Genomic DNA, 15,458 nt, shown 5'->3' with positions numbered 1-15,458 from the left:
GGTGCAGGGGTCAACCGGAGGGTCGATCCATGCGCCCCCGGCCTACTCCCCAAGGTGGAGGCTCCGCTCCCCTGTGCGCATAGTCTGGCGCCGTGACGGACGGGACTGCGGAGGAGTGGCACGGCTGGCGGGCGGCGACAGAGGCCGCCCTGTACGGCCCTGACGGCTTCTACCGCCGCCCCGAGGGCCCGGCGGGCCACTTCCGTACGTCCGTCCACGCGTCGCCGCTGTTCGCCGAGGCCGTGGCCCGGCTGCTGTGCCGGGTCGACGAGGCCCTGGGCCGGCCCCCGGCGCTCGACTTCGTCGACATGGCGGCCGGCCGGGGCGAGCTGGTCACCGGGGTGCTCGACGCGCTGCCCGCGGACGTCGCGGCCCGCACGCGCGCGTACGCCGTCGAGCTCGCCGACCGACCGCCCGGCCTCGACCACCGGATCGAGTGGCTGCCGAAGCCCCCGCGCGGGATCACCGGGCTGCTGTTCGCCAACGAGTGGCTCGACAACGTGCCGGTGGAGATCGCCGAGGTGGACCCCGCTGGGGTCGCGCGCCGGGTGCTCGTACGACGGGACGGTACCGAGCGGCTCGGGGAGCCGCTGTCCGGCGCGGAGGCGGAGTGGCTCGCGCGGTGGTGGCCGCTGCCGGCCGAGGAGGGGCTGCGGGCGGAGATCGGGCTGCCCCGGGACGAGGCGTGGGCCGACGCGGTCGCGGCGGTCGGGCGGGGGCTCGCGGTGGCGGTCGACTACGCGCACACTCTGGACGCGCGCCCCCTGTTCGGGACGCTCACCGGGTTTCACGCGGGGCGCGAGACGGCGCCCGTGCCGGACGGGTCGTGCGACATCACGGCGCACGTCGCGCTGGACGCCGCGCTGGAGGCGTGTGGCGTGCCCGGGGGGCGCGTCCTGACGCAGCGCGCCGCCCTGCGCGCCTTGGGGATCGCAGGCGCACGCCCCCCGCTCGCACTCGCGACCACACAACCCGCGGCCTACGTACGCGCCCTCGCGAGCGCCGGCGAAGCCGCCGAACTCACCGCACCCGGCGGCCTCGGCGACTTCGGCTGGCTGCTGCAACCGGTCGGCATCGCGCAGGCGCCCCTGGGCGGCCTACTTGTCGATGTCCCCGACCACGAAGAACAGTGACCCCAGGATCGCCACCATGTCGGCGACCAGCGTCCCCGGCAGCAGCTCCACCAGCGCCTGGATGTTGTTGTACGACGCCGAGCGCAGCTTGAGGCGGTACGGGGTCTTCTCGCCCTTGCTGACGAGGTAGTAGCCGTTGATGCCGAGCGGGTTCTCGGTCCAGGCGTAGGTGTGGCCCTCGGGCGCCTTCAGGACCTTCGGGAGCCGCTGGTTGATCGGGCCGGGCTCCAGCGCGGCGAGCCGGTCGAGGCAGGCGTCGGCGAGGTCGAGGGAGTTGTGGGTCTGCTCCAGGAGGACCTCGAAGCGGGCCAGGCAGTCGCCCTCGGTCCGGGTGGCCACCTTCAGGGTGTCCTGGAGCTCGCCGTAGGCGAGATAGGGCTCGTCGCGGCGCAGGTCGAAGTCGACGCCGGAGGCGCGCGCGATGGGCCCGCTCACGCCGTACGCGTGCACGGTCTGCGGCGCGAGCGCGCCCACGCCCCGCGTGCGCCCCCGGAAGATCTCGTTGCCGAGCACCAGGTCGTCGTACACGTCCATGCGCGAGCGCACGGCGGCGACGGCGGCACGCGCGCGTCCCGCCCAGCCGGCCGGGAGGTCCTCCTTGAGGCCGCCGACGCGGTTGAACATGTAGTGCATGCGCCCGCCGGAGACCTCCTCCATGACGTTCTGGAGGACCTCGCGCTCCCGGAACGCGTAGAAGACCGGCGTGATGCCGCCGAGCTCCAGCGGGTACGAGCCGAGGAACATCAGGTGGTTGAGCACCCGGTTGAGCTCGGCGAGGAGCGTGCGCGTCCACACCGCGCGCGTGGGCACCTCCATGCCCAGCATGCGCTCGACGGCGAGGACCACGCCCAGCTCGTTGGAGAAGGCCGACAGCCAGTCGTGGCGGTTGGCGAGCATGATGATCTGGCGGTAGTCGCGCGCCTCGAAGAGCTTCTCCGCGCCGCGGTGCATATAGCCGATCACCGGCTCCGCGTGCTGGATCCGCTCGCCGTCCAGGACGAGCCTGAGGCGCAGCACACCGTGCGTCGACGGGTGCTGGGGGCCGATGTTGAGCACCATGTCGGTGCTCTCCGCGGCGCCGCCGATACCGACCGTGGTCTCCGTCGTGGGAGTCATGGACACAGTCTCTCCTACGTACGCTGGCCCTATGGAGACGGGGAGCGGGCAGGACACGGAGTCTGTGGCGGGTGAGCCGGTGTGGATCGGGCTGCCCCCGGGGCTGCTGCGGATGCGACGGCTGTTGCTGGTGGTGTGGCTGGGGCTGATCGCCCTCGCGCTGGGTGGGCTGCTCTGGCTGTTCGCCGGGCCCGCCTGGGCCGCGATCGCGCTGCTGCCGGTCGCCGCCATCGCCTGGGGGTGGGTGATGGTCGGGCGCAACTGGGCTTCCTGGCGTTACGCGGAGCGCGCGGACGACCTGCTGATCAGCCGGGGCGTGCTGTGGCGCGAGGAGACGGTCGTGCCGTACGGACGGATGCAGCTGGTCGAGGTCACCTCCGGCCCCGTGGAGCGGCACTTCGGGCTCGCCAGCGTCCAGCTGCACACGGCCGCCGCCGCGACCGACGCCACCATCCCCGGCCTCAACCCGGCCGAGGCGGAACGGCTGCGCGACCGGCTCACCGAGCTCGGCGAGGCCCGATCGGCGGGCCTGTGACGACGCCGGGCCTCGACGGCGGCGTGCCCGAGCTGCGGGCCAAGGCGCCGGTGATCGAGCGCCGGCTGCACCCCGTGACGCCGCTCAGGCGGGCGTGGGCGCCGGTCGCGGTGCTCATCGGCTGGGCCGTGCACGACCCCGACCAGGCGCAGCGCCAGCTGACCCGGCTGACGACCACGACCCTGCTGATCGCGCTCGCCGTGCTGGTCCCGGCCGCCGCCCTCTACGGCTTCCTCACCTGGTGGGCCACGCACTTCGCGGTCACCGAGTCCGAACTGCGCATCCGCACCGGGCTGGTGTTCCGGCGCACCGTGCACATCCGGCTGGAGCGCATCCAGGCCGTCGACGTCACCCAGCCGCTCCTCGCGCGCGTGGCCGGCGTCGCCAAGCTGAAGCTCGACGTCATAGGCGCCGACAAGAAGGACGAGCTCGCCTTCCTCGGGGAGCGCGAGGCGCGTGCGCTGCGCGCGGAACTCCTCGCGCGCGCCGCCGGGTTCGCACCCGAGACGGCGCACGAAGTCGGCGAAGCGCCGGCGCGCGAGCTGCTGCGCACGCCCCCGCGCGACCTCGCGATCGCCCTCGCGCTCACGGGCGCCACCTGGGGCGCGCTGGTCGCCGCCCTCGTCGTACCGCCCGTCCTGTGGTTCGCCACCCACAGCCTGTGGACAGTCCTCGCGACCGGCGTGCCCCTGCTCGGCGCGGCGGGCGCGAGCAGCGTGGGGCGGTTCGTCGGCGAGTACGACTGGACCGTGGGCGAGTCGCCCGACGGACTGCGGATCGACCACGGGCTCCTGGACCGCACGCACGAGACGGTGCCGCCGGGACGGGTGCAGACCGTGCGGATCGTGCAGCCGCTGCTGTGGCGGCGGCGCGGCTGGGTGCGGGTGGAGCTGGACGTGGCCGGGTCGTCCAACTCGGTGCTGGTGCCGGTCGCTCCGCGCGCGGTCGCCGAGGCGGTCGTCGCGCGCGTGCTGCCCGGGGTGACGGTGCCGCCGCCGGACGCCCTGTCCGGGCCGCCGCGGCGCGCGGGGCGGTGCGTGCCGCTGTGGTGGCGCGGCTACGGACTCGCCGTCACCGACGCGGTGTTCGCGTCCCGGGAAGGACTCCTCAGGCGCAGCCTCGCGCTGGTCCCGCACGCGAAGGTGCAGAGTGTGCGGCTCGCGCAAGGGCCCTGGGAGCGTCTGTGGCGGCTCGCCGACGTCCATGTGGACACGGGGGCCGGCAAGACCGTCACGGCCCGTCTGCGGGACGCGGAGGAGGCCGCCGAGCTGCTCCGCTCGCAGGCCGAACGCTCCCGCACGGGACGCCGCGACGCGCTGCCGGACCGCTGGATGGCCTGACGGCGGCACGAGCGCAGGCGAGAGGACGGCCTGACGGCGCCGCGAGCACGCCACGAGCACGGACGAAAACGGCGAGGCCGCGCGGCCCCACCGGGAACCGCGCGGCCTCGCCGCCAGGCACGTCGCTCAGGACACCGCGCTCCGCAGCCCCTGAAGGTCGATCTGCTCCGTCTCGTCGTGGGCCGTCAGGTCGATGACCTGACCGGCGCCTCGCGACTCCTCGTCGGCCGGCTTGAACTCCGACTCGGCCTCGGCCTTGTGGAGGGCGAGCGCCTCCTGCCCCACCACGTCGGCGAGGTCCTCGTTCTGCACCGCCTCCAGGGCGGCGGACGCCTTCTGGGCACCGAAGAAGTCGAAGCCGCCCTGGACGGCCGGGCGCCGCACGGGCGCGGCCGGTACGACGGCCACCGCGGTCGGCGCGACGAAGTGTCCGGAGGGCTGCTGCACGGGCTGGGCCGGCTTGGCCGCGGTGGTGGTGACGGCGGCCGCGCGCTCATGCTCGTCGGCCGCCGCGGGCTGCCCCTGCGCCTCGTCCTCCTGCGCGGCCTCCGCTGCGGAGTCGCCGGGCGCGGCGACCTCGGCGGCGACGGGACCGGCCTGGGCCGGCACGCTCCTCGCGGGACCGTCGCCCTTGGGACCGCCGTCGCCGTCCGGCGTGCCGTCCCCCTTCGGGGAACCGCCGCCCTTGGGCGAACCCTCGCCCTGGGGAGCCTCCTGGGAGACGTCCCGGGCGACCTCGGTGACGTCGGTGGCCGCAGCGGCGGCGGTGACGTCCTCGGGAGCCTCGTCACCCTTCACCGAGTCACCGGAGTAGGCAGCGACAGCGGAGTCCTCGGCGTCATCGGCGTCATCGGCGTCAACGGAGTCGCCGGACACCTCGCCCCCCTTGCCGGCCGCCCCCGCGTCCTCCGCGTCGAGCCGCGCCAGCGCCACCTTCGCCCGCAGGAACAACTGCGAACCCTCCGGCGAGAAGATCGCGGGCGTCTCCGGCTCGTCGTCGGCGGCCTCGGCGGCCCCCGCGCTCTCCACGTCCACGTCCACGTCTACGTCCGCGTCCTCGACCGGGGCAGCCACAGCCTCGGTCTCCTCGACGGCGCCGCCGGGAACCGGAACCGACGCGGGCGGCAGTTCGCGGGCCGGAACCGCGGTCTCTATCTCGAGCAGCCGGCGGCCCTCCAGGGCGCTCGCGCGCTCGGTCTCCGCCGTGGCGTACCGGCGCAGCAGTGCCGCGTGCTCGTTGCGCAGGCCCGCCAGTTCGGAGCGCTTGGCCCGCAGCCGCTGCTCCAGCTTGGCGCGCAGCTCGCGCGACTCCTCAAGGTCGGACTCCAGTTCGGCGACCCGCTCCTCGAACCGCCACTCGTCGCTGGCACGCGCGCGCGTGAGGTCGGCGACCTGCTTGCCGGCCTGCGCGTCCCAGCGGCGCATGACGGCGGCGCCGACCACCGCCGTCGCCGCGGCGCTCGCGGCGATGACACGCAGCACGGCCTGTTGCGAGAACACCCAGGGGCCGAAAGCGCAGACGAGCGAGACGCCTGCGATCGCCGACGGGGGGAGCAGCCTGTGCAAGGGCGGTGAATGGCGGTGACGTCCACGTGGCATGGCCAGAAACTTACCGCGCGTAGGCGAATCATGGTGCCCCGGCCCGTAAAAACACAGCCATCCCGCGGCCTTCACACGACATCAGGAATCAGACCGGCCACCGAATTCGGCAAGGGGAACTCCCGCACCCCTCGAACATCAAGATCATTTACGGTCTCACCGGTCGCTCAACCGCCCGCTGATCCACTGCAAGGTCGCCGGAATCTCCCGTCGCCAGGTGTTGAAGTTGTGCCCGCCGCTTTCGAGGATGATCGACGAGATACGGGTCCGGTCGGTCGCCTTGACGCGCTCTATGAACTTCAGGGTGTCCTTGTAGTTCGACTCGCCCACCTTGCTGCTGCTGACGAGCAGTGAGGTGTCGGGCGCCGGTTCGTGCTTGAGGTACCACCACAGGTCGGCGCGATTGCGGAGTTCCTTGTTCCCCTGGAAGAGATCTCCCGTGGTGGGGTCGATCGGTGCCTTGTAGTACGGCGAAAGCCCCGCGCCCGCCGCGTACACGTCCGGGTGGTGCATGGCGAGCTTCAGCGCGCAGTAACCGCCCGTCGAGTCGCCGATGACGCCCCAGCTGCCCGGCTTCTTGCCGACCCGGTAGTGCGCGAGCACGGCGTCCGGCAGGTCTTTGGCGAAGAACGACTCCGTATGCGGTCCGTTCGGAATGTCGACGCACTCGGTGTCCCGTGGCGGCGCCACGGTCGGCCGCAGCATCACCAGGATCATCGGCTGCATACGGCCGTCCTTGGCGAGCTCCAACGCCGTGCTCGGGTAGTGCAGTTTGTCGACCAGCGCCTGCGCGGTGCCCGGATATCCGGTGAGGACCACGGCCGCCGGGAACGTACGCGTGCGGTACTGCGGCTGGAAGTACTCCGGCGGCAGGTACACGAACGCGGACGTCGCGATGTGCGTCGTACGGCCCACGATGTCGACCTTCTGGATCTGGCCGCCGCGCTGCGGCCGCCCGCTGCCGGTCTCCTTGACCCGTCGTACGTCCGTGACCTGGAGCGGGCCGCCCGAGCCGCGGTTCGCCGTGTGGTCTATGACGACGCCCTGCTCGTCCTCCTGCCCGAACAGGTCGGCCCAGCTCGCGTAGAACCCGAAGGACTGGTTGGCGCCGAGGCCGAGCGCCGCGAACAGCGCCAGCTGGGTCGCGAACAGCAGCCCCACGCGCCCGCTGACGGCCCGCCAGCCGCGCCGCGCCAGCCGCGGCCACAGCCATACCGTGCCGACGAACAGAGCCACGGCCGACGCGATCGCCAGCACCAGCACGTTGTTGCTCGTGAGACCCATGGTTTGTTTCCTGCCTGCACTTTCGCCCCGTGCCGACGCGCCTCCCGCGGATCTTCGCGAGGGCTTGTCCGGCCCTTTTCCCGGCCTTTGAACCGGCTTTGAGGAAGTGAGTGAACCTCTCTCCCCGAGACACCGTCCTAGAGGGCGCAATGTCGCCGGATGCCCGAAACGGGCACCGGATCCAGGTCTCTCGCAGAACTACGGGATGCGATGTCTGTCAGGACAGATGAGGAAATGTCGGCCGGGGTTCCGAGCCGATCACCGCGCGTGCGGCGCGTACCGCGTGGTCCGCGCCCTGAGGCCGTCCCGGTCCTGGTCGCCAGAGCCTGCGCGGTGGTGGGGCTTCTGGACATCGCCGCGGGCGTGTTCCCGCGCTTCCGTCACAGCCGTATGCACACCCTGGCCGAGGTGCTGCCGGGCGCGCTCGGCCCGTTCGCCGCGGCGCTCTCGCTGAGCGCGGGCGTCCTGCTGCTCCTGCTGGCGCACGGCCTCCGGCGCCGCAAGCGGCGGGCCTGGCGGGCCGCCGTGGTCCTGCTGCCGGTCGGCGCGGTCGCGCAGTTCACGTACCGCCACTCCCCGGTGGGCGTGCTCATCTCGCTCGCGCTGCTCGCGCCGCTGCTGATCCACCGCGACCAGTTCAAGGCGCTGCCCGACCCGCGCAGCCGCTGGCGCGCGCTCGCGAACTTCGTCCTCATGGGTGCCGGTTCCCTCCTCCTCGGCCTGGTCATCGTCAGCGTCCACCCCAAGACGCTGGTCGGCGACCCGAGCCTGGCCGATCGCATTACGCACGTCCTGTACGGCCTGTTCGGCTTCGAGGGCCCGGTCGACTACCAGGGCAACACCTCCTGGACGGTCGCCTTCTCGCTGGGCGCCCTGGGGCTGCTGACGGCCATCACGACGATCTACCTGGCCTTCCGCCCCGAACACCCCGCCGCGCGCCTCACCGAGGACGACGAGGCCCGCCTGCGGGTCCTCCTGGAGAAGCACGGCGGCCGCGACTCCCTCGGCCACTTCGCGCTGCGCCGTGACAAGGCCGTCGTCTTCTCCCCCAGCGGCAAGGCCGCGGTGACCTACCGCGTCGTCTGCGGCGTGATGCTCGCCAGCGGCGACCCGATCGGCGACGTCGAGGCCTGGCCGGGCGCCATCGAGCGCTTCATGGACGAGGCCCAGGCCCACTCCTGGACGCCCGCCGTCATGGGCTGCTCGGAGACGGGCGGCGAGGTGTGGACCCGCGAGACCGGCCTGGACGCCCTCGAACTGGGCGACGAGGCGGTGGTGGACGTCGCGGATTTCTCCCTCGCCGGGCGCGCGATGCGCAACGTGCGCCAGATGGTCAAGCGCATCGAGCGCGCGGGTTACGAGACCCGCGTACGGCGCGTCCGTGACCTCGGCGACGCCGAGCTCGAGCGCATCCGCCGGGCCGCCGACGACTGGCGCGGCACCGATACCGAGCGCGGCTTCTCCATGGCGCTCGGCCGCATCGGCGACCTCGCCGACGGCGACTGCCTGATCGCCACCGCCCACAAGACCGACGAACAGCCGGGCGAGTACGGCGACCTGAAGGCGATCCTGCACTTCGTGCCCTGGGGCCGCGACGGCGCCTCCCTTGACCTGATGCGCCGCGACCGCTCGGCCGACCCCGGCATGAACGAACTGCTCATCGTGGCCGCCCTCCAGGCCGCCCCGAAGTTCGGCATCACGCGCGTGTCCCTCAACTTCGCCATGTTCCGCTCCGCCCTCGCGCGCGGCGAGAAGATCGGCGCGGGACCGGTGCTGCGCGCCTGGCGCGGGCTGCTGGTGTTCCTCTCGCGCTGGTTCCAGATCGAGTCGCTGTACAAGTTCAACGCCAAGTTCCAGCCCCGCTGGGAGCCCCGCTTCGTCGTCTACCGCGCCTCCGGCGACCTGCCCCGCATCGGCTTCGCCGCCATGCAGGCCGAGGGCTTCGTGAACCTCGCCCTCCCCGTGCCGCGCTTCCTGCGCCGCCGCAGGACCGTCCCGCGCGCGTGCGCGCACTCGGTGACGGAAAGAGACGTCCGCGCGGCGTGACCCCTGAGCGGCCCGGAGCCGCCCGAGGAGCAGCGTGCCCATGGGCGGCCCGGAGCCGCCCGAGGACCAGCCTGACCCTCAGCGGCCCGGAGCCGCCCGAGGACTGGCCCGAGCGGAAGCCCCACCCCCCAGCCCGGGGGCTTCCGCTCGGGCCGCACTCCGGTACGGCTCCCCACGGGGCCTAGGCTGAACGCATGAGCAAGCAGAGCGGACGCGGGCGCGTCGTCGGCCTACCGGCATGGGACCGCTGCGCGGTCATGGGAGTCGTGAACGTCACGCCCGACTCCTTCTCCGACGGCGGCCGCTGGTTCGACACCGCAGCGGCCGTCAAGCACGGCCTCGCCCTGGTCGCCGAGGGCGCCGACCTGGTCGACGTCGGCGGCGAGTCCACCCGCCCCGGCGCCACCCGCGTCGACGAGGCCGAGGAGCTCAAGCGCGTCATCCCGGTCGTCCGAGGCCTCGCCTCCGAGGGCGTCACCGTCTCCGTCGACACCATGCGCGCCTCCGTCGCCGCCCAGTCCCTCGCCGCCGGCGCCGCCCTCGTCAACGACGTCAGCGGCGGCCTCGCCGACCCCGCGATGATCCCGGTCGTCGCCGAGGCGGGCGCCCCCTTCGTCGTCATGCACTGGCGCGGCTTCCTGGAGGGCGGCAACGTCAAGGGCGTCTACGACGACGTCGTCACCGAAGTCGTCGACGAACTGCACGCGCGCGTGGAAGCCGTCCTCGCCGGCGGCGTCTCCCCCGACCGCATCGTCGTCGACCCCGGTCTCGGCTTCTCCAAGGACGCCGAGCACGACCTCGTCCTGCTCGCCCACCTCGACCGCCTGCTCACCCTCGGCCACCCGCTGCTCGTCGCCGCCTCCCGCAAGCGCTTCCTCGGCCGCGTCCTCGCCGCCGGCCCGGAGGCGGCGCCCCCGCCCGCCCGCGAGCGCGACGCCGCCACGGCCGCCGTCTCCGCGCTCGCGGCGCACGCCGGCGCATGGGCGGTGCGTGTGCACGAGGTGCGCGCGACGGCGGACGCGGTACGGGTCGCACGCGCCGTGGAAGGGGCGCGCGCGGCGGGCAACGGCGCAGAAGGAGCCCGGTGAACGCCCCCCACACCGACGTCGAGCAGGTGGAAGCCGCCAACACCGCCTACTACGAGGCGATGGAGCGCGGTGACTTCGAGGAGCTCTCCTCGCTCTGGCTCACCCCGGCGGACCTGGACGTCGACGAGGAGTACCACGACCCCGCCGACGCCGGCGTGATCTCCTGCGTGCACCCCGGCTGGCCCGTGCTCACCGGTCGCGGCGAGGTCCTGCGGTCGTACGCCCTGATCATGGCGAACACCGACTACATCCAGTTCTTCCTGACCGACGTGCATGTCTCCGTCACCGGCGACACCGCCCTGGTGACCTGCACCGAGAACATCCTCAGCGGCGGGCCCGCCCCCGAGGGCGGCGAGGAGCTCGGCCCGCTCGTGGGCCAGCTGGTGGTCGCCACCAACGTGTTCCACCGCACCCCGTCCGGCTGGAAACTCTGGTCCCACCACGCGTCCCCCGTTCTGGCCGAAAACGACGAGGGCGAAGGGGACGAGACCCCCTCCTGAGTGGGTAGGCGCACCACAAGCCACCTACCTGAGACCCCCGGAGACCCCCGAAGGCCCACCGACGACCCACCGGAGCCGCCCACAGGGACCAAGAAGTGGTTGGAATCACCACCCCTTGGGTAGGGGCGGCTACCAACCCGTGAGCTGCCGGGTTCCCCAGGGGAAACACACCGTGAAACCTCCTGGCCCCGGCTCGGCCCCATGCCCCCGTGGCCCGGTGCTGTCAGTGCCCGCAGGTAGATTCGTTCGAGGCCGGTGTGCCGCCCGCACCCGGTACGAACCGGCCATTACCGACGATTGCAGGAGTGATTCGCGTGGATCGTGTCGCGCTGCGCGGCCTGAAGGCCCGCGGGCACCACGGTGTGTTCCCCAAGGAACGCGAGGAGGGCCAGACGTTCATCGTGGACCTCGTCCTGGGTCTGGACACCCGGCCGGCCGCCGCCGACGACGACCTGGCGAAGACCGCGCACTACGGCATCGTGGCGGAGGAGGTCGTGGCCGTCGTCGAGGGCGAGCCGGTGAACCTCATCGAGACCCTCGCCGAGCGCATCGCCCAGGCCTGCCTGAAGCACGAGGGGGTGGAGGAGGTCGAGGTCACCGTCCACAAACCGGACGCGCCGATCACGGTCCCCTTCGACGACGTGACGATCACCATCACCCGGAGCCGAGTATGACCGCGTCCTTCGCCACGGGCCCGAGCGACCCGACCGTCCAGCCGGTGCCCGCCTCCGTCGTCCAGCAGGTGGACGCCGCCGACACCACGCTGCACAACCCCAAACGCGCGGTGATCTCCCTCGGCTCCAACCTGGGCAACCGCCTCGAGACCCTCCAGGGCGCCATCGACGCGCTGGAGGACACCCCCGGCGTCCGCGTGAAGGCCGTCTCACCCGTGTACGAGACCGAGCCGTGGGGCGTCGAGCCGGGCAGCCAGCCGTCGTACTTCAACGCGGTGGTGATCGTGAAGACGACGCTTCCCCCGTCGTCCCTGCTGGAGCGGGCCCACGCGGTCGAGGAGGCCTTCCACCGCGTCCGCGACGAGCGCTGGGGCGCGCGCACGCTGGACGTCGACATCGTGGCGTACGCCGACGTCGTCTCCGACGACCCGACGCTCACCCTCCCCCACCCGCGCGCCCACGAACGCGCGTTCGTCCTGGCGCCGTGGCACGACGTGGAGCCGCAAGCCCAGCTCCCCGGCCGCGGCCCCGTCGCCGGCCTCCTGGCCGACGTCACCCGGGACGGCGTGGAAGCCCGCAAGGACCTGGAACTCCGGCTGCCCGAATAGTCGTTAAGGTCAAGAGCACGGGCTCGTTAAGGTCGGAGCACGAGCGTCGGGCACAAGGATCAGGGCACCACACCGTCCCTGCCATCCGGGGGAGCTGAAGGGTCACCGTGAGAGAGCTGCGCATCAGGCTGCTGGCCGGCGTGTTCATCGTCGCCGGAGTCCTGTCCTGGGCGGGCGCCGGCCTGTGGGCCTCGATCGGGACCCTTCCCAGCGTCCCCCTGGCCGCCCCCATCGTGCTGGCCCTGATCGCCGTGGTCCTGCTGTCCACGGCGCTGTCGATCCGCGCCCGCCTCAAGGCCCAGCGTGAGCGCCGTCCCGAGGCCAAGGGCGTGGACCCGCTGATGGCGGCCCGCGCCGTCGTCTTCGGGCAGGCCAGCGCCCTGGTCGCCGCCCTGGTCTCCGGCATGTACGGCGGCACCGGCGTCTTCCTGCTGGAGTCCCTCGACATCCCCGCCCGCCGCGACCAGGCCATCTACGCCGGTTTCTCGGTCCTGGCGGGCATCGGGGTGATAGCGGCCGCCCTCTTCCTGGAGCGCGTGTGCAAGCTCCCGGAGGACGACGACCGGAACACGGGCGCGACGTCGACGGCCTGACGCCCCAAGGCATCAGACCCCACCTCCGGGTCTCCCAAGGCATCAGACCCCACCTCAGGGTCTCCCAAGGCCTCAGCGCGCCATGATCAGGCTCATCGCCTCATTGCGCGTCGCGGGATCCCGCAGCTGCCCACGGACCGCCGACGTTATGGTCTTCGCCCCGGGCTTGCGTACCCCCCGCATGGACATGCACATGTGCTCGCACTCGACGACGACGATCACGCCACGCGGCTCCAGGATCTCCATCAGGGAGTCGGCGATCTGCGTGGTGAGACGTTCCTGCACCTGCGGCCGGCGGGCGTAGACGTCCACGAGCCGGGCGAGCTTCGACAGCCCCGTGATCTTGCCGTCGGCGGACGGGATGTAGCCGACGTGCGCGACACCGACGAACGGCACGAGGTGGTGCTCACAGCTCGACAGGACCTCGATGTCCTTCACGAGGACCATCTCGTCGTGCCCCAGGTCGAACGTCGTCGTCAGCACGTCCTCGGGCTTCTGCCACAACCCCGCGAAGATCTCCTTGTACGCCCGGGCCACCCGCCCCGGCGTCTCCTTGAGCCCCTCCCGGTCCGGGTCCTCCCCGACCGCGATCAGCAGTTCGCGGATGGCGTTCTCGGCGCGCTTCTCGTCAAACTCGCCGATGGCGCCTTCGCCGTCCAGCGTCACGGGGTCGGTCATCTGGTGCCTCGTTCCTCGGTGTCCCTGCCTGCACGGCCGAAAAACGCCGCGCCCCCCAGGCTAGAACCTGGGGGGCGCGGCATCCATTCCGGGCCTGGTGGGGGCCACCGGGGCCCGGAACATCAGCTCTCCGGACGGTCCTCGGGGGCCGGCTCGGTCACGGGCGCGGACTCCGCCGCCGTGGCCTTGGCGGTCGAGATCGCCGGGGTGGCGCCGTTGGCACCGTTCGTCAGGGCGAGCTCCTTCGGGGAGAGCACCGGCGGACGGGTGGACGGCGTACGGCGGGAGGAGCCGGTCCAGGCGGGCCGGGCCGGACGCTTGACGATCGCGGAGAAGATCTCGGCGATCTCCTCCTTGCCCAGCGTCTCCTTCTCCAGCAGCTGCAGGACGAGGTTGTCGAGGACGTCGCGGTTCTCGACCAGGATCTCCCAGGCCTCGTTGTGCGCGTTCTCGATGAGCTTCTTGACTTCCTCGTCCACCAGGGCGGCGACCTCTTCCGAGTAGTCGCGCTGGTGGGCCATCTCACGGCCGAGGAACGGCTCGGTGTTGTCGCCGCCGAACTTGATGGCGCCGAGACGCTCGGTCATGCCGTACTGGGTGACCATCGCGCGGGCCGTGGCGGTGGCCTTCTCGATGTCGTTCGCCGCGCCCGTGGTCGGGTCGTGGAAGACCAGTTCCTCGGCCGCGCGACCGCCCAGCATGTAGGCGAGCTGGTCGAGCATCTCGTTGCGCGTGGTGGAGTACTTGTCCTCGTCCGGCAGGACCATCGTGTAGCCCAGGGCACGGCCGCGGGACAGGATGGTGATCTTGTGGACCGGGTCGGAGTTGGGTGAGGCCGCCGCGACCAGGGCGTGTCCGCCCTCGTGGTACGCGGTGATCTTCTTCTCCTTGTCGGACATGATCCGGGTCCGCTTCTGCGGGCCCGCCACGACGCGGTCGATCGCCTCGTCCAGCATCTGGTTGTCGATCAGCTTCTTGTCCGAGCGGGCCGTCAGCAGCGCGGCCTCGTTCAGCACGTTGGACAGATCGGCGCCCGTGAAGCCCGGCGTGCGGCGGGCGACCGCCGACAGGTCGACGTCTGGGGCGACCGGCTTGCCCTTCTGGTGAACCTTGAGGATCTCCAGACGGCCCTGCATGTCCGGGCGGTCGACCGCGATCTGGCGGTCGAAGCGGCCGGGGCGCAGGAGGGCCGGGTCGAGGATGTCGGGCCGGTTGGTGGCGGCGATCAGGATGACGCCGCCCTTCACGTCGAAGCCGTCCATCTCGACGAGCAGCTGGTTCAGCGTCTGCTCGCGCTCGTCGTGACCACCGCCGAGGCCGGCGCCGCGGTGGCGGCCGACCGCGTCGATCTCGTCGACGAAGACGATCGCCGGGGCGTTCGCCTTGGCCTGCTCGAACAGGTCACGGACTCGGGAGGCACCGACACCGACGAACATCTCGACGAAGTCGGAACCGGAGATCGAGTAGAACGGGACGCCGGCCTCGCCCGCGACGGCACGCGCGAGCAGGGTCTTGCCGGTGCCGGGAGGACCGTAGAGCAGGACGCCCTTCGGGATCTTGGCGCCGACGGCCTGGAACTTGGCCGGCTCCTGGAGGAACTCCTTGATCTCGTGGAGCTCCTCGACGGCCTCGTCGGACCCGGCGACGTCCGCGAAGGTCGTCTTGGGGGTGTCCTTGGTGATGAGCTTCGCCTTCGACTTGCCGAAGTTCATGACCCGGGAGCCGCCGCCCTGCATCTGATTCATCAGGAACAGGAAGACGACGACGATGAGGACGAAGGGAAGCAGGGAGAGCAGGATGCCGACGAACGCGTTCTGCTTGGTCGGCGAGACGGTGTACCCGTCGGGGATCTGCTTCTGCTCGAACTTGGTCTGCAGTGTCGCGGCGAGGTTCTGGCCCTGGTCGCCGATGTAGCTCGCCTGGATCTTTGAGCTGCCGTCGACCTTCTCGCCGTCCTTGAGCTCGACCTTGATGGTCTGCTCGTCGCCGGTGGTCAGTTTGGCCTGCTGGACCTTGTTGTCATTGATCGCCTGGACCACCTGGCCGGTGTCCACCGTCTTGTAGCCACCGGACGAGCCGACGACCTGCATCAACACGACCACGGCAAGGACGGCCAGCACGATCCACATGACCGGCCCACGGAAGTATCGCTTCACGTCCATCCATACGGAGCGGTGTCGCCCCGTCCCTCCTGCCATAGTGAGTTTGATAAGACAGTTCTTCTGACGGTACCCCAGCTTTGTTGCCCAAAGCCGCACGGGACG

Annotated in this window: 14 protein-coding genes; 9 read left to right on the top strand and 5 right to left on the bottom strand. The window is 71.7% G+C overall.

Annotated features, from left to right (window positions below; genetic code table 11):
* Window positions 1–92 precede the first annotated feature (92 nt).
* The gene (locus CRP56_RS24140; RefSeq protein ID WP_097267258.1) at window positions 93–1,133 is read left to right on the top strand and encodes an SAM-dependent methyltransferase; all 1,041 of its coding nucleotides are present in this window, start codon (window positions 93–95) and stop codon (window positions 1,131–1,133) included.
* Here the strand turns inward: CRP56_RS24140 and CRP56_RS24135 are convergent.
* Entirely contained in the window at window positions 1,098–2,249 is a 1,152-nt protein-coding gene (locus tag CRP56_RS24135) for an NADH-quinone oxidoreductase subunit D (protein WP_097267256.1), read from the bottom strand. The two genes, CRP56_RS24140 and CRP56_RS24135, sit on opposite strands and share 36 nt — an antisense overlap.
* Before the next feature lie 31 nt (window positions 2,250–2,280).
* On the opposite strand from CRP56_RS24135, the gene CRP56_RS24130 reads away from it, so the two are divergent.
* A complete protein-coding gene (locus tag CRP56_RS24130; RefSeq protein WP_097267253.1) occupies window positions 2,281–2,784 on the top strand; it encodes a PH domain-containing protein in 504 nt (167 codons plus the stop codon).
* Window positions 2,781–4,124: a PH domain-containing protein gene (locus CRP56_RS24125; RefSeq protein ID WP_097267250.1), complete on the top strand. Its 1,344-nt coding sequence runs from the start codon at window positions 2,781–2,783 to the stop codon at window positions 4,122–4,124. The genes CRP56_RS24130 and CRP56_RS24125 overlap by 4 nt, the downstream gene beginning before the upstream one ends.
* Window positions 4,125–4,250: 126 nt before the next feature.
* Here CRP56_RS24125 and CRP56_RS24120 read toward each other — a convergent pair whose 3' ends face one another.
* Both CRP56_RS24120 and CRP56_RS24115 read right to left on the bottom strand, forming a co-directional pair.
* A complete protein-coding gene (locus CRP56_RS24120; protein WP_097267248.1) occupies window positions 4,251–5,723 on the bottom strand; it encodes a hypothetical protein in 1,473 nt (490 codons plus the stop codon).
* Window positions 5,724–5,879: 156 nt separating this feature from the next.
* Entirely contained in the window at window positions 5,880–7,007 is a 1,128-nt protein-coding gene (locus tag CRP56_RS24115) for an alpha/beta hydrolase (RefSeq protein WP_097267244.1), read from the bottom strand.
* Between the two features lie 234 nt (window positions 7,008–7,241).
* Between CRP56_RS24115 and CRP56_RS24110 the strand changes: the two genes are divergently transcribed.
* The 6 genes from CRP56_RS24110 to CRP56_RS24085 all read left to right on the top strand — a co-directional run bounded on the left by CRP56_RS24110 (window position 7,242) and on the right by CRP56_RS24085 (window position 12,516).
* Window positions 7,242–9,053, top strand: a complete 1,812-nt coding sequence (locus CRP56_RS24110) for a phosphatidylglycerol lysyltransferase domain-containing protein (protein ID WP_097267241.1) — start codon at window positions 7,242–7,244, stop codon at window positions 9,051–9,053.
* Between the two features lie 194 nt (window positions 9,054–9,247).
* Window positions 9,248–10,141 (top strand): dihydropteroate synthase, encoded by an 894-nt coding sequence (gene folP, locus CRP56_RS24105; protein WP_097267239.1) that lies wholly within the window; start codon window positions 9,248–9,250, stop codon window positions 10,139–10,141.
* Window positions 10,138–10,641 (top strand): nuclear transport factor 2 family protein, encoded by a 504-nt coding sequence (locus tag CRP56_RS24100; protein WP_097267237.1) that lies wholly within the window; start codon window positions 10,138–10,140, stop codon window positions 10,639–10,641. Before folP ends, CRP56_RS24100 begins: the two co-directional genes overlap by 4 nt.
* A 314-nt stretch (window positions 10,642–10,955) precedes the next feature.
* Window positions 10,956–11,315 (top strand): dihydroneopterin aldolase, encoded by a 360-nt coding sequence (gene folB / locus CRP56_RS24095; protein ID WP_079311404.1) that lies wholly within the window; start codon window positions 10,956–10,958, stop codon window positions 11,313–11,315.
* Window positions 11,312–11,923 carry a 2-amino-4-hydroxy-6-hydroxymethyldihydropteridine diphosphokinase gene (folK, locus tag CRP56_RS24090; RefSeq protein ID WP_097267235.1) on the top strand — a complete coding sequence of 204 codons (612 nt, stop codon included), beginning with the start codon at window positions 11,312–11,314 and terminating at the stop codon, window positions 11,921–11,923. The genes folB and folK overlap by 4 nt, the downstream gene beginning before the upstream one ends.
* 107 nt (window positions 11,924–12,030) lie before the next feature.
* On the top strand, window positions 12,031–12,516 hold the full coding sequence (locus tag CRP56_RS24085) for a DUF3180 domain-containing protein (RefSeq protein ID WP_097267233.1): 486 nt from the start codon (window positions 12,031–12,033) through the stop codon (window positions 12,514–12,516).
* Window positions 12,517–12,588: 72 nt separating this feature from the next.
* Here CRP56_RS24085 and folE read toward each other — a convergent pair whose 3' ends face one another.
* Both folE and ftsH read right to left on the bottom strand, forming a co-directional pair.
* Complete coding sequence (gene folE, locus CRP56_RS24080) at window positions 12,589–13,194, bottom strand: GTP cyclohydrolase I FolE (RefSeq protein WP_097267231.1); 606 nt, start codon at window positions 13,192–13,194, stop codon at window positions 12,589–12,591.
* A gap of 122 nt (window positions 13,195–13,316) precedes the next feature.
* Window positions 13,317–15,356 (bottom strand): ATP-dependent zinc metalloprotease FtsH, encoded by a 2,040-nt coding sequence (ftsH, locus tag CRP56_RS24075; RefSeq protein ID WP_059193994.1) that lies wholly within the window; start codon window positions 15,354–15,356, stop codon window positions 13,317–13,319.
* Window positions 15,357–15,458: the final 102 nt, after the last annotated feature.

Origin of the sequence: Streptomyces sp. TLI_55 (genome assembly GCF_900206255.1) — a bacterium.
Taxonomy (GTDB): Bacteria; Actinomycetota; Actinomycetes; order Streptomycetales; family Streptomycetaceae; genus Streptomyces; species Streptomyces aquilus.
The sequence above is the reverse complement of the archived record's forward strand: the minus strand, read 5'-3'. Positions and strand labels throughout refer to the sequence as shown.

Coding starts and splice junctions, on each gene's coding strand:
- CRP56_RS24135 (WP_097267256.1), bottom strand. CDS start 2,249: ATGACTCCCACGACGGAGACCACGGTCGGTATCGGCGGCGCCGCGGAG.
- CRP56_RS24130 (WP_097267253.1), top strand. CDS start 2,281: ATGGAGACGGGGAGCGGGCAGGACACGGAGTCTGTGGCGGGTGAGCCG.
- CRP56_RS24120 (WP_097267248.1), bottom strand. CDS start 5,723: ATGCCACGTGGACGTCACCGCCATTCACCGCCCTTGCACAGGCTGCTC.
- CRP56_RS24115 (WP_097267244.1), bottom strand. CDS start 7,007: ATGGGTCTCACGAGCAACAACGTGCTGGTGCTGGCGATCGCGTCGGCC.
- CRP56_RS24110 (WP_097267241.1), top strand. CDS start 7,242: ATGTCGGCCGGGGTTCCGAGCCGATCACCGCGCGTGCGGCGCGTACCG.
- folP (WP_097267239.1), top strand. CDS start 9,248: ATGAGCAAGCAGAGCGGACGCGGGCGCGTCGTCGGCCTACCGGCATGG.
- folK (WP_097267235.1), top strand. CDS start 11,312: ATGACCGCGTCCTTCGCCACGGGCCCGAGCGACCCGACCGTCCAGCCG.
- folE (WP_097267231.1), bottom strand. CDS start 13,194: ATGACCGACCCCGTGACGCTGGACGGCGAAGGCGCCATCGGCGAGTTT.
- ftsH (WP_059193994.1), bottom strand. CDS start 15,356: ATGGACGTGAAGCGATACTTCCGTGGGCCGGTCATGTGGATCGTGCTG.